This window comes from Nocardia sp. CDC160 (assembly GCF_035818795.1).
Classification (GTDB): Bacteria; Actinomycetota; Actinomycetes; order Mycobacteriales; family Mycobacteriaceae; genus Nocardia.
In genome coordinates, this window is record NZ_JAYKYT010000006.1 from 15,641 (window position 1) to 34,671 (window position 19,031).

General features: G+C 61.8%; 14 protein-coding genes and 2 pseudogenes. 9 read left to right on the forward strand and 7 right to left on the reverse strand.

What is annotated here, in order from left to right; translation table 11 throughout:
* On the forward strand, positions 1-421 hold a 421-nt coding region (locus VMT40_RS31435), incomplete at its 5' end, for a hypothetical protein (RefSeq protein WP_326362816.1).
* A 118-nt stretch (positions 422-539) separates the two neighbouring features.
* Entirely contained in the window at positions 540-1,406 is an 867-nt protein-coding gene (locus VMT40_RS31440) for a DUF2637 domain-containing protein (RefSeq protein WP_326361710.1), read from the forward strand.
* Positions 1,407-1,781: 375 nt separating this feature from the next.
* Here VMT40_RS31440 and VMT40_RS31445 read toward each other — a convergent pair whose 3' ends face one another.
* Positions 1,782-3,761, reverse strand: a complete 1,980-nt coding sequence (locus VMT40_RS31445; RefSeq protein ID WP_326361711.1) for an NACHT domain-containing protein — start codon at positions 3,759-3,761, stop codon at positions 1,782-1,784.
* Positions 3,762-3,917: 156 nt separating this feature from the next.
* Here VMT40_RS31445 and VMT40_RS31450 point away from each other — a divergent pair.
* Both VMT40_RS31450 and VMT40_RS31455 read left to right on the forward strand, forming a co-directional pair.
* A pseudogene (locus tag VMT40_RS31450) lies at positions 3,918-5,224 on the forward strand (IS701 family transposase).
* A gap of 13 nt (positions 5,225-5,237) precedes the next feature.
* A complete protein-coding gene (locus VMT40_RS31455; RefSeq protein WP_326362818.1) occupies positions 5,238-6,104 on the forward strand; it encodes a transposase in 867 nt (288 codons plus the stop codon).
* A 422-nt stretch (positions 6,105-6,526) separates the two neighbouring features.
* Here VMT40_RS31455 and VMT40_RS31460 read toward each other — a convergent pair.
* Positions 6,527-7,362, reverse strand: a pseudogene (locus VMT40_RS31460) (IS1380 family transposase); the annotation flags it as partial.
* Between the two features lie 115 nt (positions 7,363-7,477).
* On the opposite strand from VMT40_RS31460, the gene VMT40_RS31465 reads away from it, so the two are divergent.
* On the forward strand, positions 7,478-7,963 hold the full coding sequence (locus VMT40_RS31465; protein ID WP_326362820.1) for a hypothetical protein: 486 nt from the start codon (positions 7,478-7,480) through the stop codon (positions 7,961-7,963).
* Between the two features lie 1,356 nt (positions 7,964-9,319).
* Here VMT40_RS31465 and VMT40_RS31475 read toward each other — a convergent pair.
* The 4 genes from VMT40_RS31475 to VMT40_RS31490 form a co-directional block, all read right to left on the reverse strand.
* The gene (locus VMT40_RS31475; protein WP_326362822.1) at positions 9,320-9,574 is read right to left on the reverse strand and encodes a hypothetical protein; all 255 of its coding nucleotides are present in this window, start codon (positions 9,572-9,574) and stop codon (positions 9,320-9,322) included.
* A gap of 93 nt (positions 9,575-9,667) precedes the next feature.
* On the reverse strand, positions 9,668-11,185 hold the full coding sequence (locus VMT40_RS31480; protein WP_326362823.1) for an aldehyde dehydrogenase: 1,518 nt from the start codon (positions 11,183-11,185) through the stop codon (positions 9,668-9,670).
* A 2-nt stretch (positions 11,186-11,187) separates the two neighbouring features.
* Entirely contained in the window at positions 11,188-12,603 is a 1,416-nt protein-coding gene (locus tag VMT40_RS31485; RefSeq protein ID WP_326362824.1) for an MFS transporter, read from the reverse strand.
* 21 nt (positions 12,604-12,624) lie between these two features.
* Positions 12,625-14,031 carry an FAD-binding protein gene (locus tag VMT40_RS31490; RefSeq protein ID WP_326362826.1) on the reverse strand — a complete coding sequence of 469 codons (1,407 nt, stop codon included), beginning with the start codon at positions 14,029-14,031 and terminating at the stop codon, positions 12,625-12,627.
* Positions 14,032-14,189: 158 nt separating this feature from the next.
* Here VMT40_RS31490 and VMT40_RS31495 point away from each other — a divergent pair, with 158 nt between their 5' ends.
* From VMT40_RS31495 to VMT40_RS31505, 3 genes are read left to right on the forward strand one after another with little or no spacing between them, the layout of a single operon-like run.
* Positions 14,190-14,966: an IclR family transcriptional regulator gene (locus tag VMT40_RS31495; RefSeq protein ID WP_326362828.1), complete on the forward strand. Its 777-nt coding sequence runs from the start codon at positions 14,190-14,192 to the stop codon at positions 14,964-14,966.
* Complete coding sequence (locus VMT40_RS31500; protein WP_326362830.1) at positions 14,963-16,168, forward strand: CaiB/BaiF CoA transferase family protein; 1,206 nt, start codon at positions 14,963-14,965, stop codon at positions 16,166-16,168. The genes VMT40_RS31495 and VMT40_RS31500 overlap by 4 nt, the downstream gene beginning before the upstream one ends.
* On the forward strand, positions 16,165-17,022 hold the full coding sequence (locus VMT40_RS31505; protein WP_326362832.1) for a citryl-CoA lyase: 858 nt from the start codon (positions 16,165-16,167) through the stop codon (positions 17,020-17,022). The genes VMT40_RS31500 and VMT40_RS31505 overlap by 4 nt, the downstream gene beginning before the upstream one ends.
* A gap of 427 nt (positions 17,023-17,449) precedes the next feature.
* Here VMT40_RS31505 and VMT40_RS31510 read toward each other — a convergent pair whose 3' ends face one another.
* Positions 17,450-17,947 carry a hypothetical protein gene (locus VMT40_RS31510; RefSeq protein WP_326362833.1) on the reverse strand — a complete coding sequence of 166 codons (498 nt, stop codon included), beginning with the start codon at positions 17,945-17,947 and terminating at the stop codon, positions 17,450-17,452.
* Between the two features lie 597 nt (positions 17,948-18,544).
* Here VMT40_RS31510 and VMT40_RS39445 point away from each other — a divergent pair.
* The gene (locus VMT40_RS39445; RefSeq protein ID WP_442790088.1) at positions 18,545-18,724 is read left to right on the forward strand and encodes a DUF2332 family protein; all 180 of its coding nucleotides are present in this window, start codon (positions 18,545-18,547) and stop codon (positions 18,722-18,724) included.
* Positions 18,725-19,031 lie beyond the last annotated feature (307 nt).

Consider the following 19,031-nt stretch of genomic DNA (forward strand, 5'->3'; position numbering starts at 1 on the left):
ACTCCAAAGCACCCACGCCAGAATCAGCTCCACAGCACCACGCAACACATCCCGCCGGCCCAAGAAAACGTCGGAGAACCGGCCACGTGAGCCACGCAGAATCCGGCAGCGCCTCTCACCGGCGACGACCGCCGAGCTGATCCGGGACTACACCGACGGGGTCTCCACCGCGCAGCTCGCGGTCCGCTACGGGATCTCCAAGACCGCGGTCCTCACCCTGCTCACCCAACGCGACGTGCCGCGTCGCTACCAGTCGATGACCGCCGCCGACATCGATCACTCCGAGCGCCTATACCTGAGCGGCCACTCGCTGGTGACGTGCAGCAAGCTCACCGGCTTCCCCGCCAGCACCATCCGCGATGCGCTGCGCCAGCGCGGCACACCCATGCGCCCGGCCGGAGGCCGACCCAGTCACCGCTGATGTCTCGGCGTGTCGACACGCCGCACGCTCCACCAATCTCGAGCAGATAGCAACCCGACAGCGAATCAGTTCGGCAGTCGAGCGACGCCTGAACCCACGCGCGCACAGGAGACCCCCAATGCCCACCACGACCACCTACTCCCCTGAACCATCCGATACCTGCACCGCTCCCACACCGCCGACGCATCAGACCGCACCGCCCAATCAGCGTGCACACACGAGCTTCTTCTGGTGCGTGCTGCTCACCGCAGCCACCGTCAGCATCACCGGGAACGCCACCCACGCCGTTCTTCACGCGCACGCGCTGCCCGCAATCGCCGCCGCAGTCGCGATAGTGCCGCCGATCGCCCTACTTGCCGCAGTCCATGGCGTCACGGTCCTGCTCCGTGCGCACGCGCACGCTCGGTGGATGCACCTGCTCGCCACCGTGATGACGGTCCTCATCGCGGTCGCCGCGTTCCGGCTCTCGTTCACCGCCCTGCGCGATCTCGCCGCCCTCGCCGCCATCCCCCAACCTGAAGCGTGGCTGTGGCCGGTCATCATCGAAGGCTCCATGACACAAGCCACCGTCGCGCTACTCGCACTCGCCCACACCGGCTCGACACGTGCACACGCCACAGCCGGGCAACAGCTCGAAGAAGGCGTCACCCAGAACAGCCGCGCGGAAAGTCCACGTGCACACGATGACTCGGCGACCAACCACGAAACCGCCAACGGTCGAACGCCGCTTCACAGCAATCCATCACCACAGCGATGGTCATCCCTGGCGAACGCGCTCTGCGACCGCGACCCTGCCCACCGACGTGCCCCAGCCGATGTAGCCATCGTCCTCTCCAAGCACTTCGACCAGGGCCGGACCGCTACCGAGATTTCCCGCGAGACCGGGCGCAGCCGGTCCACGATCAGCCGCATCATCGGCGATGCCACCCGTATCCGAGCAGGTGAAGGACACGGCTGTGAGTCGATCCCAATACCACACCCGTGAAGCAACCAGAGGTGCGACGAACACCGAGCGATGACTGATTCCATACTTTACTTTGGAGTAAAGCTTGTGCGAGAGTGTTGCGGCTCATGCACTGCGTACCCATCCCCTGGCGACGCGGGGCGGTGATTGGACAAGGTTCGCCCTGAAATCCCCACAGGCATACGAGGTCGACCGATTGCCCAAGCAGCCTCGCCGGTCCCACGCACCCTTGCTAGTTAGGTAAGCCTGACCTACACTGTCAATGGTGTCAGGATCGAGCGAGGCCCCGAGGGCTGCGGCGGCCCCGATCCGCTGCCGACGGTGGGTTCCATTGATTCAGCATCAATGGAACCCACCGTCCTTCTCAAGCCCAGCCACCAGTGCCAGCCCAACCTTCTACGACTCAGGCCCAGCCCAATCCTCAGCCAACCATTGCTGAAACATCAGATGGCGGAATTCGTACGCGATTCCATTCGCTCGCAGTATCCCTGCTCTTCGCGCCCTGTCGAGAAACTCGGATGGTCGGCTCGAGAACTCCCCACTGACCTTGAGCACGAGCGACGCAGCAAGATGTCGTTGACCCGCGAATCCGACCAAGTACCAGACAACGAACCCAGCCCAAATACCACAGCTGAGTGCCCCCCTGGTCGCGTCCTCAGAGTCATACCGACCGCCCAAAATAAGGAGCGCGGTGGCCAAACCGAATACTCCGAACAGAAGAAAGGCTGCGAGACCCGACCATAGAGCAGACAGCCGGCCGTCACGGATCGTCTGCCTCTCGCTCTGGCCAAGGATCAGTCGCTCCTCGAAGGTCGTCGAAAATCCGAGGATGACGCTCGTGATCCCAGCAACAGCGCCAGCGATGCCAGCCAAGACCGCGTACACGGAAAGGTAGACCGACAACGATTCCGATGGTCCGAATACGCCTGCGAACGCCGTGAAAGCAGCGAAAATTACCAAGGCGCTACCACCGACGACGATGCCGCCCCGCAATGCACGTGGCCATCGAGAGCGGCCGGGAACACGCCACGCGAACCGTTCGGAAATCCCGCGAAACCCCGGCAGCGGCGACTGCGACCCGGCCTCCAGCCCATAGCCCACGAGCAGAACTGGAGCAAGCACGAGAGCAGTGACTGGCAATGTGAGGCCATTTACCCGATGGAGCAATGCGAGAGGTCCAAGTATCGCACCGGCTGCCAGAGCCGACAGTCCCGCGTGGACTGCAAGACACGTCCGGACTCCTGCCAAGCGCCACACCTGATCCAGAGTGAAGCCGGTCCCCTCGCGTCCCCGATGACGTTGCTGTTCGAGATAACGAGCCAGTGTCCTCAGCCAAAGACCTGCGGTGGCTTCGGAAGTCGGTGCGGCCCGATCGTTCTCGTCGGCGCCTGCGACGGCGAGCGGTATGAGGGAGCCCAGAAGTAGGCGTTGCGCCTCCTTCGTCTCGGTGGTCTTCGCAAGCGCGATTGCGGCATGTTCCCCGTCACGATGAAGCATTGCGGCTGCCATACCGAGCATCAAGGGTGTACTCAGCACCTCAACAATCGGACCGTCGGTGTGCTCGACCACCTCATTCACCAACGGCGAAAAAGATTCTGGCGCAATCTGATACCGATCTCGATACCGGTCGAGATATGACCAGATGTCTTCCGCGATCAAACCCTGCACAACCAAGATTTCGGCGCCGGGCAATGCAGGTCCGTGGCTCTCCACCACGTGGTCGTACACGTTCTTCCGACATGCGACAACGGCCGAGCGGGCGCTCCACGGAGCTTTCGTGCACAGTCGTTGCAAAGCCTCGCGAGCACGGTCAGGCTCCTCGCCGACCGGATCCATGTCATCCATACCATCAAGCACAGGAAGGACATGACCATTTCTGACCGTGGCGTATGCGAACCTCCAAGGGACCTGATACTCGAGCGCCAGCTGACCAGCCAACCATTTCGAAAAGTGTTGCCTTCCATCCCAACCTGAAGGACTCACACGGACTGGAACTGGAGTGAGGGCCCTCGCCGATTCAGGGGTTTCCGCCCGCCGCTCGAGCAGATCAAGGACAAGCTGATTCACCGCGCATGTCTTGCCTGCTCCGGCGTCGCCCAAGATGACCAACCTCCGCGGCTGGTCCAGACCTTCGAATCTCGCAGCGAGCGTCTCAAATCCGATCGCCGAACCATCGAGACCACGAAGTTCGAGCGGGATCGTCACCCCAACGCCAGCCCGAAGCTGGTCTCTGAGTCGATCCTCGCTCAGCCTTACCTGATAAGCGAGAAGGTCGGCTGCTTTGATCAGCTCGCCAGGTGAAACCCGCGGCAATCCCTTGGACTTCAACCATTTTCCAACCGGGCCAACCAGACTCGAGCCCAGCTTCAGCGCCACAGCCTCCCCACCGCCTGTCACGGCACGCAAGTCTGCCATCAAATCCCCGATCGATCACTACCCCTGCCACGAAGTTGAGCCTCCAGGGACTAGTACTCCAGCATCACTTCGTGATGTTGTTGGGTAGCATGGGGTTTCGTGCTGGTTGATGAGGATCTGGCGGCGTGGACGGCTGGGCTTGAGGAGTTGTTCGCGCGGGTGGCGGGGCGGTTTCATCGGGCGGAGCCGCGGTTGCGGGCGCGGGCGTATGTGCGGGGCCTGCTGGCTCCGCTGGCGGGGAAAAACGGCTGGACCTTGGCTGAAGCTGCGGGTGATTTGTCGCCGAATGGGATGCAGCGGTTGCTGAACAAGGCGGCGTGGGACGTCGATGGAGTTCGCGATGAGGCGCGCGCCTATGCCGTCGAGCACCTGGGCGATCCGGGCGGTGTGCTGGTTGTCGATGAGACCGGATTCCTGAAGAAGGGCCTGAAATCGGCTGGGGTGCAACGGCAATACTCGGGAACGGCTGGCCGAGTCGAGAATTGTCAGCTTGGTGTGTTCTGTGCGTATGCGACCGTGAAGGGTCGCACGCTGATCGACCGGGAGTTGTATCTGCCGAAATCGTGGACCGCCGATCGGGACCGCTGCCGCGAGGCCGGGGTGCCCGATGAGGTCGAGTTCGCCACGAAACAGGTTCTGGCACAGCGGATGCTGGCGCGTGCGCTGGATGCTGGTGTCCCTGCTCGCTGGGTCACCGCCGACGAGGCTTACGGCGGTGACTCGAAGTTCCGCCGCTGGCTCGAGCGACGGCGGATCGGATATGTGGTGGCCGTGCCAACCAGCGCGCCGATCGTGTCCCTGTCGGGAAGCTGGCGCGCCGACCAGGTCGTAGCAGATGCGCCAGCGGAGGCGTGGAAGCGGCTGAGCTGCGGCGAAGGCGCGAAAGGGCCCCGGCTGTTCGACTGGGCCGTGGCCACGCTGGGATCGCTCAGCGAAGCCGGCGCCGGGTGGCGGCGCTGGCTTCTGGCCCGGCGGTCGCTGACCCGCAACGCCAAGGGAGAACACGAAATCGCCTACTACCTGTGCGGTGCCCCGATCGGCACCAGCGACGAGGAATTGATCCAGGTCGCCGGTGCCCGATGGTCGGTCGAGGACTGTTTCCAGACCGCGAAAACCGAGGTCGGGCTCGACCAGTACCAGGTCCGCCGCTACGACGCCTGGTACCGCCACATCACCCTGGCCATGCTCGCCCACACCTACCTCGCGGTGACGGCAGCTGTCTCCCCAAAAGCGTTGGCAGCGGCCTCATTCCACTCACACTCGGCGAAATCAAGCGTCTCTTGGCACACCTGATCACCCCACACCCGGACCCCACCCGACTGCTCCGCTGGTCGAAATGGCGACGAAGACATCAACACCAGGCAAAACAAGCCCACTACCAGCGAAGACAGGCACTACATCACGAAGTGATGCTGGAGTACTAGGCCATGTCTCCCAATGGCTTTGATCGACCGTCCTGCACAGCGGGGACGGTCGTGCATCATGGTCGACGTGGCGACACTGGCAGGTGATCGGTACCGGGTCCTGACCGACAAACAATGGAAGCTGCTCATGTTGCTGCTGCCCAAATCCGAAGGGCACGTGGGCCGCAACTTCACCAATAGCCGCCTGGTGGTCGAGGCGATGCTGTACCGACTGCGGGCCGGTCTGCCGTGGCGGGACCTGCCCGGACACTCCGGGCCCTGGCAGACAATGTGGAAACGACACCGCCGCTACGCCGCCGACGCCACCTGGGACTGGATGCTGACCGCGGTGCTGGCTCTCGCCGACACCATGGGCAACCTCGACTGGGTGGTCTCGATCGATCGTGCGGGCCCATCAGCACGTCGCCGGCGCGGCCAGCGGCTCGGTGACCGGGCTATGGACCGACGGACACGCTCACAGCCTGGCCGTGCTGCTGACACCCGGGCAAACCAACGATTCACCGACGGTGCCTCGCCTCGACGGCGGAGCACCGCGTCGCAATCCGGACGTGGCGATCGCCGACCGCGCCTGTTCCGCGGCGTCGAATCGAACCCTGTTGCGCCGCAAAGCGTCCAGACCGTCATTCCCCAACGCTGCGGTCAGGTCGCCAACCGCAAACCCAAGGGTCACGCCGGAGGCCGGGCACCGAGCTTCGATGTCTGGACCTACAAGCGGCGCAACTTCATCGAACGCGCCTTCTGCAAGGCCAAACACAGGCGTACGGTGGCAACACGCTTCGACGAGCTCGCCATCACCTACCGTGCCGGATTCGTCCTGGCCCTCATCGTCGAATGGCTCAGATCATTGAGAGACACCACCAAGCCTAGTAGGCCCGCATGAAAAGCCGTGGCTGCGTGCCCTACCAAAGCGCGTCATCCACGGACCAACTCATCAGATCGCCTGCCGCACGCTCAACTCTGTACCCAGGTACAGCAGCGGGCGGATCGAGCGGCCTCGTGCGTGGCCCCAGTCAGTGAGCAGTCCTACGCGACGCCGCTCCGCTGTGTGCGCCACAGCGCTCTGGATGACCCTGCCGGACAACGAGTGCCGATCTACGAAAAGCCCCGCCGGGCGAATAGCGGACATCGTGACTGAGTGTCCCCCGGCAGGGCTTTTCTGGGTAATCGGCCCTGATCGCATCGTGTTGGTTGACTTGATCAAGTCCAAGCCGGAAGACTACAGCATCAGATCAACAATCCGGTCCATGTCCGTCGACACGCACGAGGATGGACCTTCTGGTACCCCAAGCCCACTCCTCAGCGCATGTGCGCGAGCGGGCCCTCGATGAGGTCGGCGAATACCGCCTCGATGATCGCGTGGCGGCGATGAGTGATGTCGGCGGCGACGACGATGGACTCGGTCAAGTCTGTGAAGAAGGGGAGATACCGCCAAACCGGGGAACAATTCGTCTTGGCGGGCAGCGTGACGGACACAGCGCACGGTCAGCCCGGCAGTGACCTGATCTGGTTTGGAAGCGAAAGCGGTATGTGGGATTTCGGCAACCTCTGCGTCGGAGACCGCTGGCCGGTATTGGGATCGCGGACCCACCCGGATATTTCACCGATGTCCATGCATCTTCGCTGATCGCGTCGATCGCCCGCTACACAGCACGGTTCCTCGTCAATACCAGCGAGAACCGGACACGCACACTGCGGCAGGCACCTACCACCGCGCGGGTGCCGTAGACCGAACCACCACGAGCAAGGATCTCACCTGTAACTCCATCCGCGCGAGAGCAGGCAGTGTCCTGGGCGACCATCCGGCCGGAATCCTTGCTCGGGCCGGTCTTGCCGGCCCACACCGTATCCCGGCGACCACCGACGCAGCGCCTTCGCTGCTGAGAGTCGTGGCCAGTAGTGAAAGTCCTTTCCGGAGAAGTGGTTTGCCCGAGATCTTGGTGTGCCCGTAGGAGGCGCCCTGCTTGGCATACCCAGAGACTGGACGCAGCAGCGAGTCGATACCCCCCCCCCCCGCTCATGCGAGCCGGGCAGCAGATCGACCCGCTCACACAACCGGGCCGATGCTCCCGCAACGCCGCCTCGCGCTGTCGGGCGTGGCCAAAGGTGAACTCTCGTAACGGCGTGCCGATCGTCGATGGGAGTGGCTCGTTTTTAGGGAGCGTTTGAGCTGCGGGAACATGTTTGGGGCTGTTGCGTTGGTGGAGGGCGGCTTATCGTCGGAGCGGGGGTTCGGAGGCGGCGATGGGCTCGTGGTTGGACGAACTCGGGCGGCGGGAGACCGGTGCCCGGGAGCGGGCCGAGGAGCTGCGTAAGCGGATCGCGGACCTGAGCGAGCAGCTGGACGTCGAAGAGCGGCTGATATCGAGGTTGCAGGTCACGCGAGAAACGATGATCGAAATCCTCGGCACGACAAGTGATCTCACCGTGTCAGCGGATCCTGCCGAGGCGGACGCGGATCCATCGGGGCCCAAGTCCGGGAGTGGGTCGCCGATCGGGGTGGTGTTGGTTCCGCAGCACGGGGCGGGGATGCAGGTGTCGGTGCTGCCGGAGGACTATCAGGATGTTCTGGAAGTCCTCGCTGATGCTGGACGGCCGTTGCGGGCGGGGCATATCGCCGCGGCACTCGGACTCGAGGTCGCGCCGGCGAAAGTCGAGGGGTTGCGGTCGAAACTCAAGCGCTTGGTGGCGCGGGGCTGGCTGGACGAGCAGACGCCTGGGCTGTTCGCGATCATCGAATGAGGTTGGTGCATAGCGTTATTGACGGGCTCTTCCCCGTAGTTTCGAAGATGCCACTCAATCGAACACTGCCGAAAGAAGAGCCCGGTGACACGCTACGACACGGCCCAACCTCTGCATCACCGCCTCCAGCAAGCCAACCCTCCGAGGACTGTCAGATCAACAGTCCCTCCGAAAGAGCCACTCCCATCGTCGATAGCACGTGTATCCGTCGAAAGAGGAAGCCATGCCGCCGCTGCGCAACACGTCGACGTCATCGATGCTGCCCGCCCCAGCCGCCATCCCCGGAATCAATGTGACCCGCTTCGGCGCCGGATCGCCGAACCCGATCTGATCCGCGGCGCGATCGACACCTTCTCCGCCAGCGCCTCAACCAGCCCGGTTGGCTCGGCCAGCCGTATCACCGGCACCAGCCGGCCAACAGCGAGAGATTGTCATCGTCGAACACCGGAGGCTGCAGAGCGAACTTGTACGAACCTTCCACCCGAACGACCCCTTCTGACACGAGTAGGCCAAGCCCAGACAATAGCAATTTACCCAGCTCAAAGGATACTTTATGACTAGTCGAGCGCCAATAGGAATATTCGTCTGATGGCTGACTTCCCAGGCCCAATTCGAAAAGGGTGGCTGGGCATTCAGAGGCAAACCCCTCGATCTCCCCAGACGCCCGAGCATGTAAGATGGCCAATCGATCTCAATCCGACACCTATACTATACCTACAGTACGCACATATCTATTCAACGAAGCATGATTGACATTCCAACGTCGAATACTGTAAGCATTATTCTGGGTCGGAAAGTTAGCGCAGGAGGAAGTATCTTGGCCATTAAAGGTCTCGTGGTCGGTTTTGTCGCCGCCGGAACAATCATGCTTGCGGGCACCACGCCAGCGCTGGCTGTTATTCCGTTGGAGGCTAACGGCTCCACCGCGGACGCACAGTCGGACCTGCCAGTGGCCCCGAGCCTCGGCGACGCAGTTGCGGGGACCGGTAGTAGTCTGACCGGATCCTCCGAGATCCTGAAGTGCCTGGCGGGACAGGTTCCCAGCTGTCTGTAGGCAGAGTTTTGCTCGAAGGCGCCCGGTGCGGCCGCAGCCGCACCGGGCGCTTCAGTATTTTCAGGCGGCCGCGTCGCCCGCGAAGGGCGCCGCGGGCCAGCCTTGCTGATATGTCACGGTCCGACGCGGGCAGCCTACTTCGAGGGAAGTCAAGACCGATATGTTCGCCCAACCAGCGCGCTTACGCATGGGAAATAACGGACACCTAGGTCAGGCGCTGTGACAAGATCGTGAGCGAACAAACCAAGGCAACTGTCGCCAGTTGATGCCTGCATGGCCCTGGAGTCGATGGTCCACGCAGGCTAGATTGGACCAAAACCACCGTAAGGTTGCAGTGGAATAATGCGGAATTCCGACATTCTCTTTTGCGCTAACGGAAACTTCGCCACAATCGACTCTGCCGCAGCAAGTGACTCTGCTTCGAGGAAAAAACAAGCGCCACGGGTGTCTCCACGCAACCATATCGCGCGCACAATGCCCTCGATATAGAGCTCTCGTACCGCCTGAGTTTCTTCCGGAATCACTTGAGCGAAATCATCTTCACTGAACTTATCCATGTACCGCTCGGTAATTACCATGAATTGCATATCGTTGACATCATCCTATGCTCGGTAGGGATTGAAACTTCGTTGACCACACTGATTACGCGGTTAGGCTCTCGGGTTGAAGGGGTCACTGATCTCGTTGCCAGTGTCTATCCACACAGTCTTTGTTTCAGTGTATTCGTCGATCGCGTGGAATCCATTTTCTCGACCGAGGCCACTTTCATTGAACCCTCCGAACGGTGCGACATGGCTGGTTTTTCGGTAGTTGTTGATCCAGACGGTACCGGCGCGTAGTCCGCGAGCCATGCGGTGAGCCCGTGCGATATCCCGTGTCCAGACCCCGGCTGCGAGCCCGTAGGGCGTTTCGTTGGCGATGCTGAGGGCGTCCTGCTCGTCATCGAAGGCCATAATGACAGCGACGGGACCGAATACCTCCTCCCGGGCGATCCGCATGTCGTTGGTGACCCGGGTGAAGACGGTGGGCTGGACGAAAAGGCCGTCGCTCAGTTCGGGATCTGTGGGTCGGGAGCCGCCCGTAGCGAGATACGCCCCTTCCGTCTTGGCCACATCGATGTAGTGCAGAACCTTCTCGAGTTGCGCCTGCGAGGCGACAGTGCCCATTTCGGTTGCCGGGTCGAGAGGGTTCCCCAGCTTGATCTTTTCGGTCCTTTCGACCAATGCGGCGGCAAATTTGTCGTGAATGTCCCTGTGAACGAGGACTCGGGATCCTGCCATGCAGGTTTGTCCGGTGGCGGCGAAAATCCCTGCGATGACGCCGTTGACAGCGTTCGGCAGATCCGCATCGGGGAAGATGATGTTAGGGGATTTGCCCCCTAGCTCGAGCGAGACTCTGGCCAAGCGTTGCGCTGCGGTCGCCGCAATCTTCTTACCGACCGCAGTCGACCCGGTGAAGGCGATTTTGTCGACACCGGGATGCGCCGCGAGATAGGCGCCAACGGATCCGGCGCCGGTCACAACGTTGATTACGCCGTCCGGAAATCCGGCATCCCGGGCGAGCCGTGCGAGGACGAGTGTGGAGATCGGGGTGACTTCGGATGGTTTGATGACGACTGTATTGCCCGCCGCGAGGGCCGGGCACAGTTTCCACATGAGTAGCGCAAGTGGACTATTCCAGGGCGTGATGGCGGCGACGACACCAATCGGTTCACGCACGGTGAATGCCTGCATATTCGGCACGCTGATGGCCAGCGTCTCTCCCTGTGGGCTTTCCGCGACACCAGCGAAGAAATAGCAGTGGTTGGCAAGAGCACGAGACTGGCTGGCAACTTCGCGGATGAGCTTGCCGTTCTCGAGCACTTGAACCCGGGCGAGTTCATCGGCATGTTCAGTGATCAGGTCGCCGAATTTGCGTAACAAGGTCGCTCGTTGGACCGGCGTGGACGCTGCCCACGGACCGGCCTGGAACGCATGCCGAGCTGCGGTAACGGCATCATCGATGTCACTCTCGGTCGCTGTGGGTGCAGTGGCCCACGGCGCGCCATTGTAGGGATTGATGGAATCGAACCTCGCACCATCCGCCGCCGAGCGCCATTGCCCGCCGATCAACATTTGATATTGCTCAATGCCTGCCGGAAGTTCCGCAACCGTGTTCTGAGCTGACACGCTCATTGAGAATACTCACTTTCCAGTCTTGGGAAATGTCGGTCGTCTGAAACGTGCTCATTCGAACGCAAGATGCCGGGTCTGACGATGTCGGGAGCTGGCGTGTGCTCCTCGGGCGGGCCACTCGTGAGGCCATGGAGGGCGTGGCGGGGTGTCTTGGTAATCGCCAGTAGCGAGATGATTGCGGCCACAACGATGATGAGAGCCAGCGGCCACCAGCGAGGTCGATCGTCACCGATGACGGCTTCTGCGATGAATGGGGTCGGTGCGCTGAAGATCACGCCGCCGAGCGCATTACTCAGTGCCGTGCCGCTGTATCGAACTCGAGTGTCGAACTGGTCGGCAATGAGGCTCGATACCACACTGTATGTGGTCGCGTGTGCACCAATCATCATCACTGCGACCACTACGGCGGTCAGGACGATTTGGTCACCACGCAGCAGCCAGAAGAATGGGAATGCGGCAACGAGGGTGAAGAGCACTCCTGCGATGAAAACACGGTGTGCACCGATCCGATCGCTCAACGAAGCCAGGCTTGGTAGTGCAGCAAGGTCGACAACGGCGGCCGCCATCATAATGAGCAGCGCGGTGTGGCGAGGGATGCCCAGCGACTTGGTGGCATAGGTGAGGAAATAGACGGAGATGAAGTAAAAGACAACGTTGACGGAGCCCTGCAGGCCAACCCCAATCGCAAGGCTCGCTTTGGCGCGAGCGAGGATCTGGCCCAGTGGCAGACGCGAGGTTCGGCCAGTGTCCTTGACCTGCTGAAATTGGTCCGATTCTTCAACTCCGATCCGAATCGCGAGGCCAATGAGCACCAGCACGAAACCGGTAAGGAACGGGATACGCCATCCCCAAGCAAGCAACTGAGCGTTCGGGAGGGTCGAGACTGCCGACATAACGGCCGTCGCCAAGATCAGACCTAGCGGACTCCCCATCTGAGGCGCGGACCCATAGAGCCGGAGTTTGCCGGTGGGTGCCTGCTCGACGGACATCAGCACAGCGCCGCCCCATTCCCCGCCGACAGCGAGACCTTGCAGAAGGCGCAGGACGACGAGCAACACGGGCGACCAAGTGCCGATCGAAGAATAGGTCGGCAGCAAGCCGATCAAACCGGTCGAACTACCCATGATGGCAAGGGTGGCGATCAGGGTGGATTTTCGTCCGTATCGATCACCGAGATGCCCAAAAACAGCGGCGCCGATCGGGCGGGCAACGAACGCTACCCCAAGCGTCGCAAAGGACGCGAGACGTGCGCTGTGTTCATCGATCGATGGGAAGAAGAGCTTCCCGAAGACCAATGCTGCGGCGAGTCCGTATATGAAGAAATCGAACCACTCGATTGCCGTGCCGACCAGGCTCGCGATGGCAGAACGTTTAGCCGATCGCCCAAATCCTGTGGGTGTTGATGTTGTCATGGTGGAGCTCTCGGATCGTTCTCAGATATGGGCGGCGCCGGTAGCGGCGGCTGTTCGATGGGCTGCTTCCATGCCGGCGATACGACCGAACGCGAGAGCTCGCAGGACGGAGGTCCCACCCGGGTATTTGTGGTAATAGATTCCTGCGATTTCGCCGACCGCGAAAAGCCCTGGGATCGGGTCGCCTGAATGATCGATTACACGCGCACGCTCGTCGGTCGCGAGGCCCCCGAAGGTGAAGGTGATCGCACATGTCACCGGCCAGGCAACGTAGGGTGGCTCATCGATCGGTCGCGCCCAATTCGACTTGGGCGGTACAAGTGAGCCTTGTGTGGCGATGCCATCGAGTGTCGTGATGTTCAGGGGGCCCGGAGTCGCGGCGGCGTTGTACTGCTCGACGGTGGACTTGAGGGCGACGGCGTCGATATCGAGCCGTCGGGCAAGCTCGTCCAGCGTGGGAGCGATTTCAGGTTCACGATCGGTGAGCAGAGCGCGAGCGATCTGTTGCCGCATGAGTTTCTGGTCGGCAATGACGAAAGCAAACTGGTCCGCGTCGCGCCAGATCCGATACGCGACGGATTCGAAGGTGTTGTCCGGAGTGTCGGAACCTTCGTCGACGAATCGCCGACCTCGGTGGTCAACCAAAATGCCGTAGGGGTAGACCATGACCAGAGCTTCCGCGGAGCGGGTCCGGGAATCCACTGGTTCACCGTGAAAGCGGTCGAATTGCCCACTAGTCTGCGCGCCGACGCGAATCGCCATCTCGATTCCCTCACCTTGGTTGGAACGTCCACCAGGCGCGATCGGGTGCAGCTCGTGGCCATGCTCGCCCAAGTAGCGGTCGAGCATGGTGGGGTTTCCCTCGAACCCTCCGGACGCCAGCACTACCGTGTGTGCAGCGAATCGGCGTGCGTTGCCGTCCTCATCGACGGCTTGGACCCCGACCACGGTGCCATCAGGATTCTGGAGAAGCTCGGTCGCAGTGACGCCGTATTCGATGGTGCCGCCGAGTTCTCCGATGCGCGCGGAAAGGGCCTCGACGATGGCAGCGCCACCGCCGTCGGGCATCAACCGGGGCCCCTTCGAGGTCAGAAAGTAGGTAATGTCGGACGTAGTCCGCACGCCGTTGTCGTTGAGCCACCGAATTGTTGGTTGAGCGTCAGCTGCGAGGCGGTGCACGATCGCCGCCTGTGTCTCGCCCTTGCTGAGTTCCAACATCCGGGAAGAAAAATCCGAAGCTGGCCTGCCGTCTGCCTCGAGCCGGAAATAGGCCCCGGTCCATGCGGTGTTACCGCCTCGATGTGCCCGAGAGGTGCGTTCGAGAACGATCACCCGCCCGCCCGGCGACAATTGCAGGAACTGCAAGGCTGCGGACAGGCCACCGGCTCCACAGCCCACGACGACAAGATCTGTCTGTTCTCTGCTCACAGCTTCCTGCCTTCATCTTCGAAGTGGCCGTCCGCTGCATGGTTTACATACACCATCAAGCGGACTGTGTTCCAGGCAACTCATGTAAGCACAGGGGATATCCACGGTCAACCCACTTTCCGGTTTTCACAAACCGCTAGATGGCTTACAGTGGTTCCATGACCGAGACTGATATCGCCACCCCGCGAGCCGACGGAGGTGTCCGCAGCATCACGCGCGCCGTCGATGTCTTGAACTTGTTCGACGCCCAACACCCCACGCGCACACTGCGGGAGCTCGTCTCGCTGACCGAGCTGCCGAAGACCACGGTCGTGCGGCTGCTGGCGACCTTGGAGTCGTTGGGTCTGGTTGCCGATCGACGCGAATCGAACTATGGCTTGGGAGCGAATTTCCTGCGCTGGGTGACCTTGGCTCAATCGATGTGGGAGATCAGCCCAGAGGCTCACCAGATCATGTCCCGCCTCGTCGATACCTGCGGCGAGACCGTCAACGTCTACATCCGCCGCGATCTCCACCGAGTCGCGATCGCGCAGGTGGAGGGCACGACCACAGTGCGCAGTGTCGTCCAGATCGGTAAGCCGTACGATCTCGGCGCGGGCGCGGCCGCGAAGATTCTGTTGACCGGGGCATCCGATCAGGTCATCCGCGACCTGCTCGGGGCACATGCCGAGCTGCAACTCGACTCGCTGCAACGCGAGATCACCGGAATTCGAGAGGCCGGGTACGCCATTACCCACGGCGAGCGTGAACTCGGCGCGTCCGCGGTCGCGGCGCCCATCACCACGAGCGACGGTCGGGTGATTGCCGCGCTGTCGGCAAGTGGTCCGACATCACGGTTCACCGCCGATCGCGTGGGCTGGTACGTGGATCAAGTCACCACCGCAGCCACCGAGATCAGCGCGATCGGGCTGGGTAGCGTGGAGGTCTTCCTGTGACTGCAGATCTTCTGAGCGGCGTGCGTGTGCTCGACCTGACCAATGTTCTGGCAGGCCCCTTCGCTGGCTACCAACTGGCGCTGATGGGTGCCGATGTCATCAAGATCGAGACTCCGCGCACGGGGGATCTGGCCCGCCAACTTGGCGCCGATCTGGACCTCACCACCGAAGGCCTCGGAGTATCGTTTCTGGCGCAAAACTCGGAAAAGCGCTCGGTCACAATAAATCTAAAGTCATCCGGCGGGAAGGACGTCTTCGAGAAGCTGGTCAGAACCGCTGACGTCGTTCTGGAGAACTTTCGACCGGGCGTCCTTGACCGCCTCGGCTTCGGGTGGAACCAGCTCCATCGGATCAACCCTCGCTTGATTTACTGTGCGGTCTCTGGATTCGGATCGACGGGGCCGATGCGAGGCCGACCTGCCTATGACCAGGTGATCCAGGGCCTGTCGGGAATCATGAGCATCACCGGCAGCGCCGAGTCCGCACCGCTCCGGGTCGGATACCCGGTGTGTGACAGCTTCGGTGGGCTCACCGCAGCCTTCGCAATCGCAGCCGCGTTGCTACGACAGCAGCGGACAGGACGTGGCGCGTTCCTCGACACTTCGATGCTCGACGCAGCATTGACCTCAATGGGTTGGGTCGTCTCCGACCACATGATCGCTGGTCGCGAACCGATTCCCATGGCCAACGAAAACATTACCTCGGCCCCCTCGGGCACCTTCGATACAGCCGATGGCGCTCTCAACATTGCCGCGAACAAGCAAGAGCAGTACGAGATCCTATGCCGAGTCCTTGACCGCCCAGAGCTCATCGATGATCCGCGGTTCGTCACTCGCGATGATCGCAAACGCAACCGCGAGGCCTTGCGTCACGAACTCGAAAGGTCGCTGAAGGCGAAGCCCGCCGTCGAATGGGATGCGATCCTGCTCGACACCGGCGTCCCGGCAGCCCCGGTCGTTTCCGTGCCGACCGCACTTGCGTCAGAACAGGTCGTACATCGCGAGCTCGTCACAACCGTTGCTTCTCCTGCAGCCCAAGGCGGCTCGATCCGCGTCCTCGGCTCGCCGACCCATGTCGACGGCAGCCCCGTCTCCCCGACCACGCCACCACCCCTACTCGGCGAGCACACCGAACAAGTCCTCGCCGAGCTCGGATACTCCGAATTGGATATCGCTCGCCTGCGTCAGGAGGAGGCAATATGAGTGCCGCCCGCACAGACGCGATCGCCCGAATCTCTACCGATGACGTCACCGAATGGTGGTCTACCGCGATCTCCGATATCGAACCCGGCATCATCCGATTGCGCGGCTATCCCATCGAGCAGCTGATCGCGAAGGCGAGCTTCGCCGAGACGATATGGCTGATGGTCCGGGGGGAGTTTCCGCGACCAGAGCATGCCGAGCTGCTCGAACGTGCCCTGGTCGCGGCAGTCGATCACGGACCGCAAGCACCGTCGATCGCCGCCGCCCGCATGGCCGCCACCTGCGGCGTGGGGCTACACGGCGCGATATCCACCGGTGTGGGATTGCTGGGTGATGTCCACGGTGGTGCCGGACAACAATGCATGCGGGTGCTCGAACAGATCCATACCGACGCACTGACAGAAGACCTCACAGTAGTGATCGCCAGGCTGTTGTCCCGCTATCGCGACCAGGGCCGTTACGTTCCGGGGTTCGGGCATCGGTTCCATCCACGCGACCCGCGCCGCGATCCGCTGCTCGACGCTGCCCACGACCACATCACGCGGGGCACCATCGCAGGGCAATACGTGACGATCGCCGAAGAACTCGAACGGCAGCTGGCAGCCGGGCGTTCGAAACCAGTACCGATGAATATCGATGGAGTTACCGCCGTCATCTACAGCGAACTCGGCTTCGATCCGGAGCTCGGGCGGGGTCTGTTCATCCTTTCCCGATCAGTCGGGATACTTGCGCATTCCTGGGAAGAAAGCCGAAGCGGCAGGCGCATCAAGGGCCCGATTCCGCCGCCACTGCTCCCGGCCTACGGCGGCGCCGAGCCTCGAAAGGTTCCGTCCCCGCGGGTAGTCCACAAATGACACTCGACTCCTTCCGTGCCACGCGCCATCTACAAGGGACGATCAATACCAGCTATATAAGCCTGCACGCTGCCGAACAGGCAGGAGCGGGGCGATTGCATCGTCTGCCGTACGCTCTGCGGACCCTCGCTGAGAACCTAATTCGGGACGAAGATGGCCCGGACTGTCCTGGTTCGCATCGACATCGGGTCACCGGTCAAACGCCACCGGGTGGGCATGCCAGCCAGCATCGATCGGAGAATGCCCTCCGATCACGACATACGGCAGGCTGGGGTCGAACGCCCGGATCAACTCGGAGGGGACGGCGCCGTGGACACCAACGGACCAGCCCCCATCCGGTCTCTCCGAGGGTGAATCAACATACACGCGCGCAAATCTACAGACAGCGCGATCTCTGGCGAGCGAATGTCTACCGAACCCACGGGTGCTATGCGGCCTGCGTTTGCTCGATGCAGTGTTCACGGACTTCAGCCTCGAGTTTCTCCTCGGTACGGCCCCAGCCGCCCTCCCATTCGTCGACGAGGCCGTAGAGATGGCCGAGAGGAAGGGCGAGGACCTCGGTGTCGTAGTCAGTGTGGAATGCGATCTGCTCGACTTGTTGAGCGACCCATCGTGCGCTGGCCTGCCCGGTCAGGTGCAGTTCGGCAAGGAGCCCGAATGCTTCACACGCCGCGGCCGAGAGCGGCATGGACAGTTCGACACCGGCCTCGGCCAGGGCCGCGGGCAGCAAGTCGCGCACTGCATGGGGCTCGCGCCCGTTCAGACCCGCCAGTTCCCGTAGCGCTGGGCCATCATGGCCGTCTGCGATCCATTGCGCGGCCCACCAGGGGACGCGTTCGGAGAGGGCGATGCCGAGTACGAACCAGGCTGCGACACTGCCCGGCGCTGGGGTCCGGCGCTCGTAGTGATCGAAATGGGGGGTCAACGATGATCCTCTGCAGGAAGTACCCGGTAGCGGATTTATCCGATTCCTATGCTGTCGATTATGTCATCGGATCCGGCGTGCAGGGTTGATGAACCACATCCTTTGGTGCGTTGCCTATGAACTACCTATCAAATACCGATGCGCAACGCCGCCCACCATGCAACATTAATCGCGGACCGCAACTGTTGCGCTCGATTGATGGCGCTGTTGATAGCCTGTCAAACAGTTCGAGAAATCTACCTCGCAGAGCGTATGGCAAAGCAAGAGGGGTATGAGATGAAATTCAAGAAAATTACTTCGGCACAATGGCCTCGATTGGCGATAGTTCTAGCCGCGAGCATTACGGGAGTGTTCATGACGGCCGGTTCAGCCAGTGCTGGTTCATTCTATTTCGCTCCGGGAGCGTGCGGATTACCGACTCGAACCAACGGTAATGTTACTGCTACGCTAGACCACGTTGATCACGTGGGCGCTAACTATATAGAGTTTTATAGACTCACGCGAGACGGCCGCCCAATCGACCCCAATAATGACTTCGCCGAAGCGAATTGGGCCTCGTGCTATTACGACGTCGGTCAGTGAAGTTCAGAGGCTTGAATGTCTGGTCTGACGGAGCAGCATGACCGGCAACGGCAGCTTCAGGCCTCGGTCGAGCTCGCTCGGCACGACCCGCCCCGATTGGTGGCCGATGACTTGCTCGATTCAGTCGCGGATCTGGTCAGTGCAGTTCCGTCCGGCACCACCGTTGCAGTCTTCGGCAGCGCTGTGCTGACCTAACCTCGATCCAGGATCTCGTCGCCTATTCGAGTCAGGAGTGTCTGCTTGCTAGCACCCCCGAGGCCGGTTCGTAATGAGCCTTGATGGCAAGCCGATTGGCTGGGCGGGCGGATATGGACAATCGAGACTCCGGCAGATTGCCTGCAATCAGAATCGCTTCTGTAGCGCCATGGAGGTTTCGAAGCTCGGTTCTGTTGCATGCCAGGACATGTGGCGGTCGTTGCTGTCAAGTGCTCATGCGTACGGCGGTTAGTTTCTCCGATAGGTGCGGAATTGGCCGCGAGGGTAGGTCAGGGTGCCGAGTGCT

Excerpts from the sequence above, each read along its gene's own strand:
- VMT40_RS39445 (WP_442790088.1), top strand. The coding sequence starts at position 18,545 with ATGTCTGGTCTGACGGAGCAGCATGACCGGCAACGGCAGCTTCAGGCC.
- VMT40_RS31495 (WP_326362828.1), top strand. The coding sequence starts at position 14,190 with ATGACCGAGACTGATATCGCCACCCCGCGAGCCGACGGAGGTGTCCGC.
- VMT40_RS31505 (WP_326362832.1), top strand. The coding sequence starts at position 16,165 with ATGAGTGCCGCCCGCACAGACGCGATCGCCCGAATCTCTACCGATGAC.
- VMT40_RS31455 (WP_326362818.1), top strand. The coding sequence starts at position 5,238 with ATGGCTTTGATCGACCGTCCTGCACAGCGGGGACGGTCGTGCATCATG.
- VMT40_RS31440 (WP_326361710.1), top strand. The coding sequence starts at position 540 with ATGCCCACCACGACCACCTACTCCCCTGAACCATCCGATACCTGCACC.
- VMT40_RS31475 (WP_326362822.1), bottom strand. The coding sequence starts at position 9,574 with ATGGATAAGTTCAGTGAAGATGATTTCGCTCAAGTGATTCCGGAAGAA.
- VMT40_RS31485 (WP_326362824.1), bottom strand. The coding sequence starts at position 12,603 with ATGACAACATCAACACCCACAGGATTTGGGCGATCGGCTAAACGTTCT.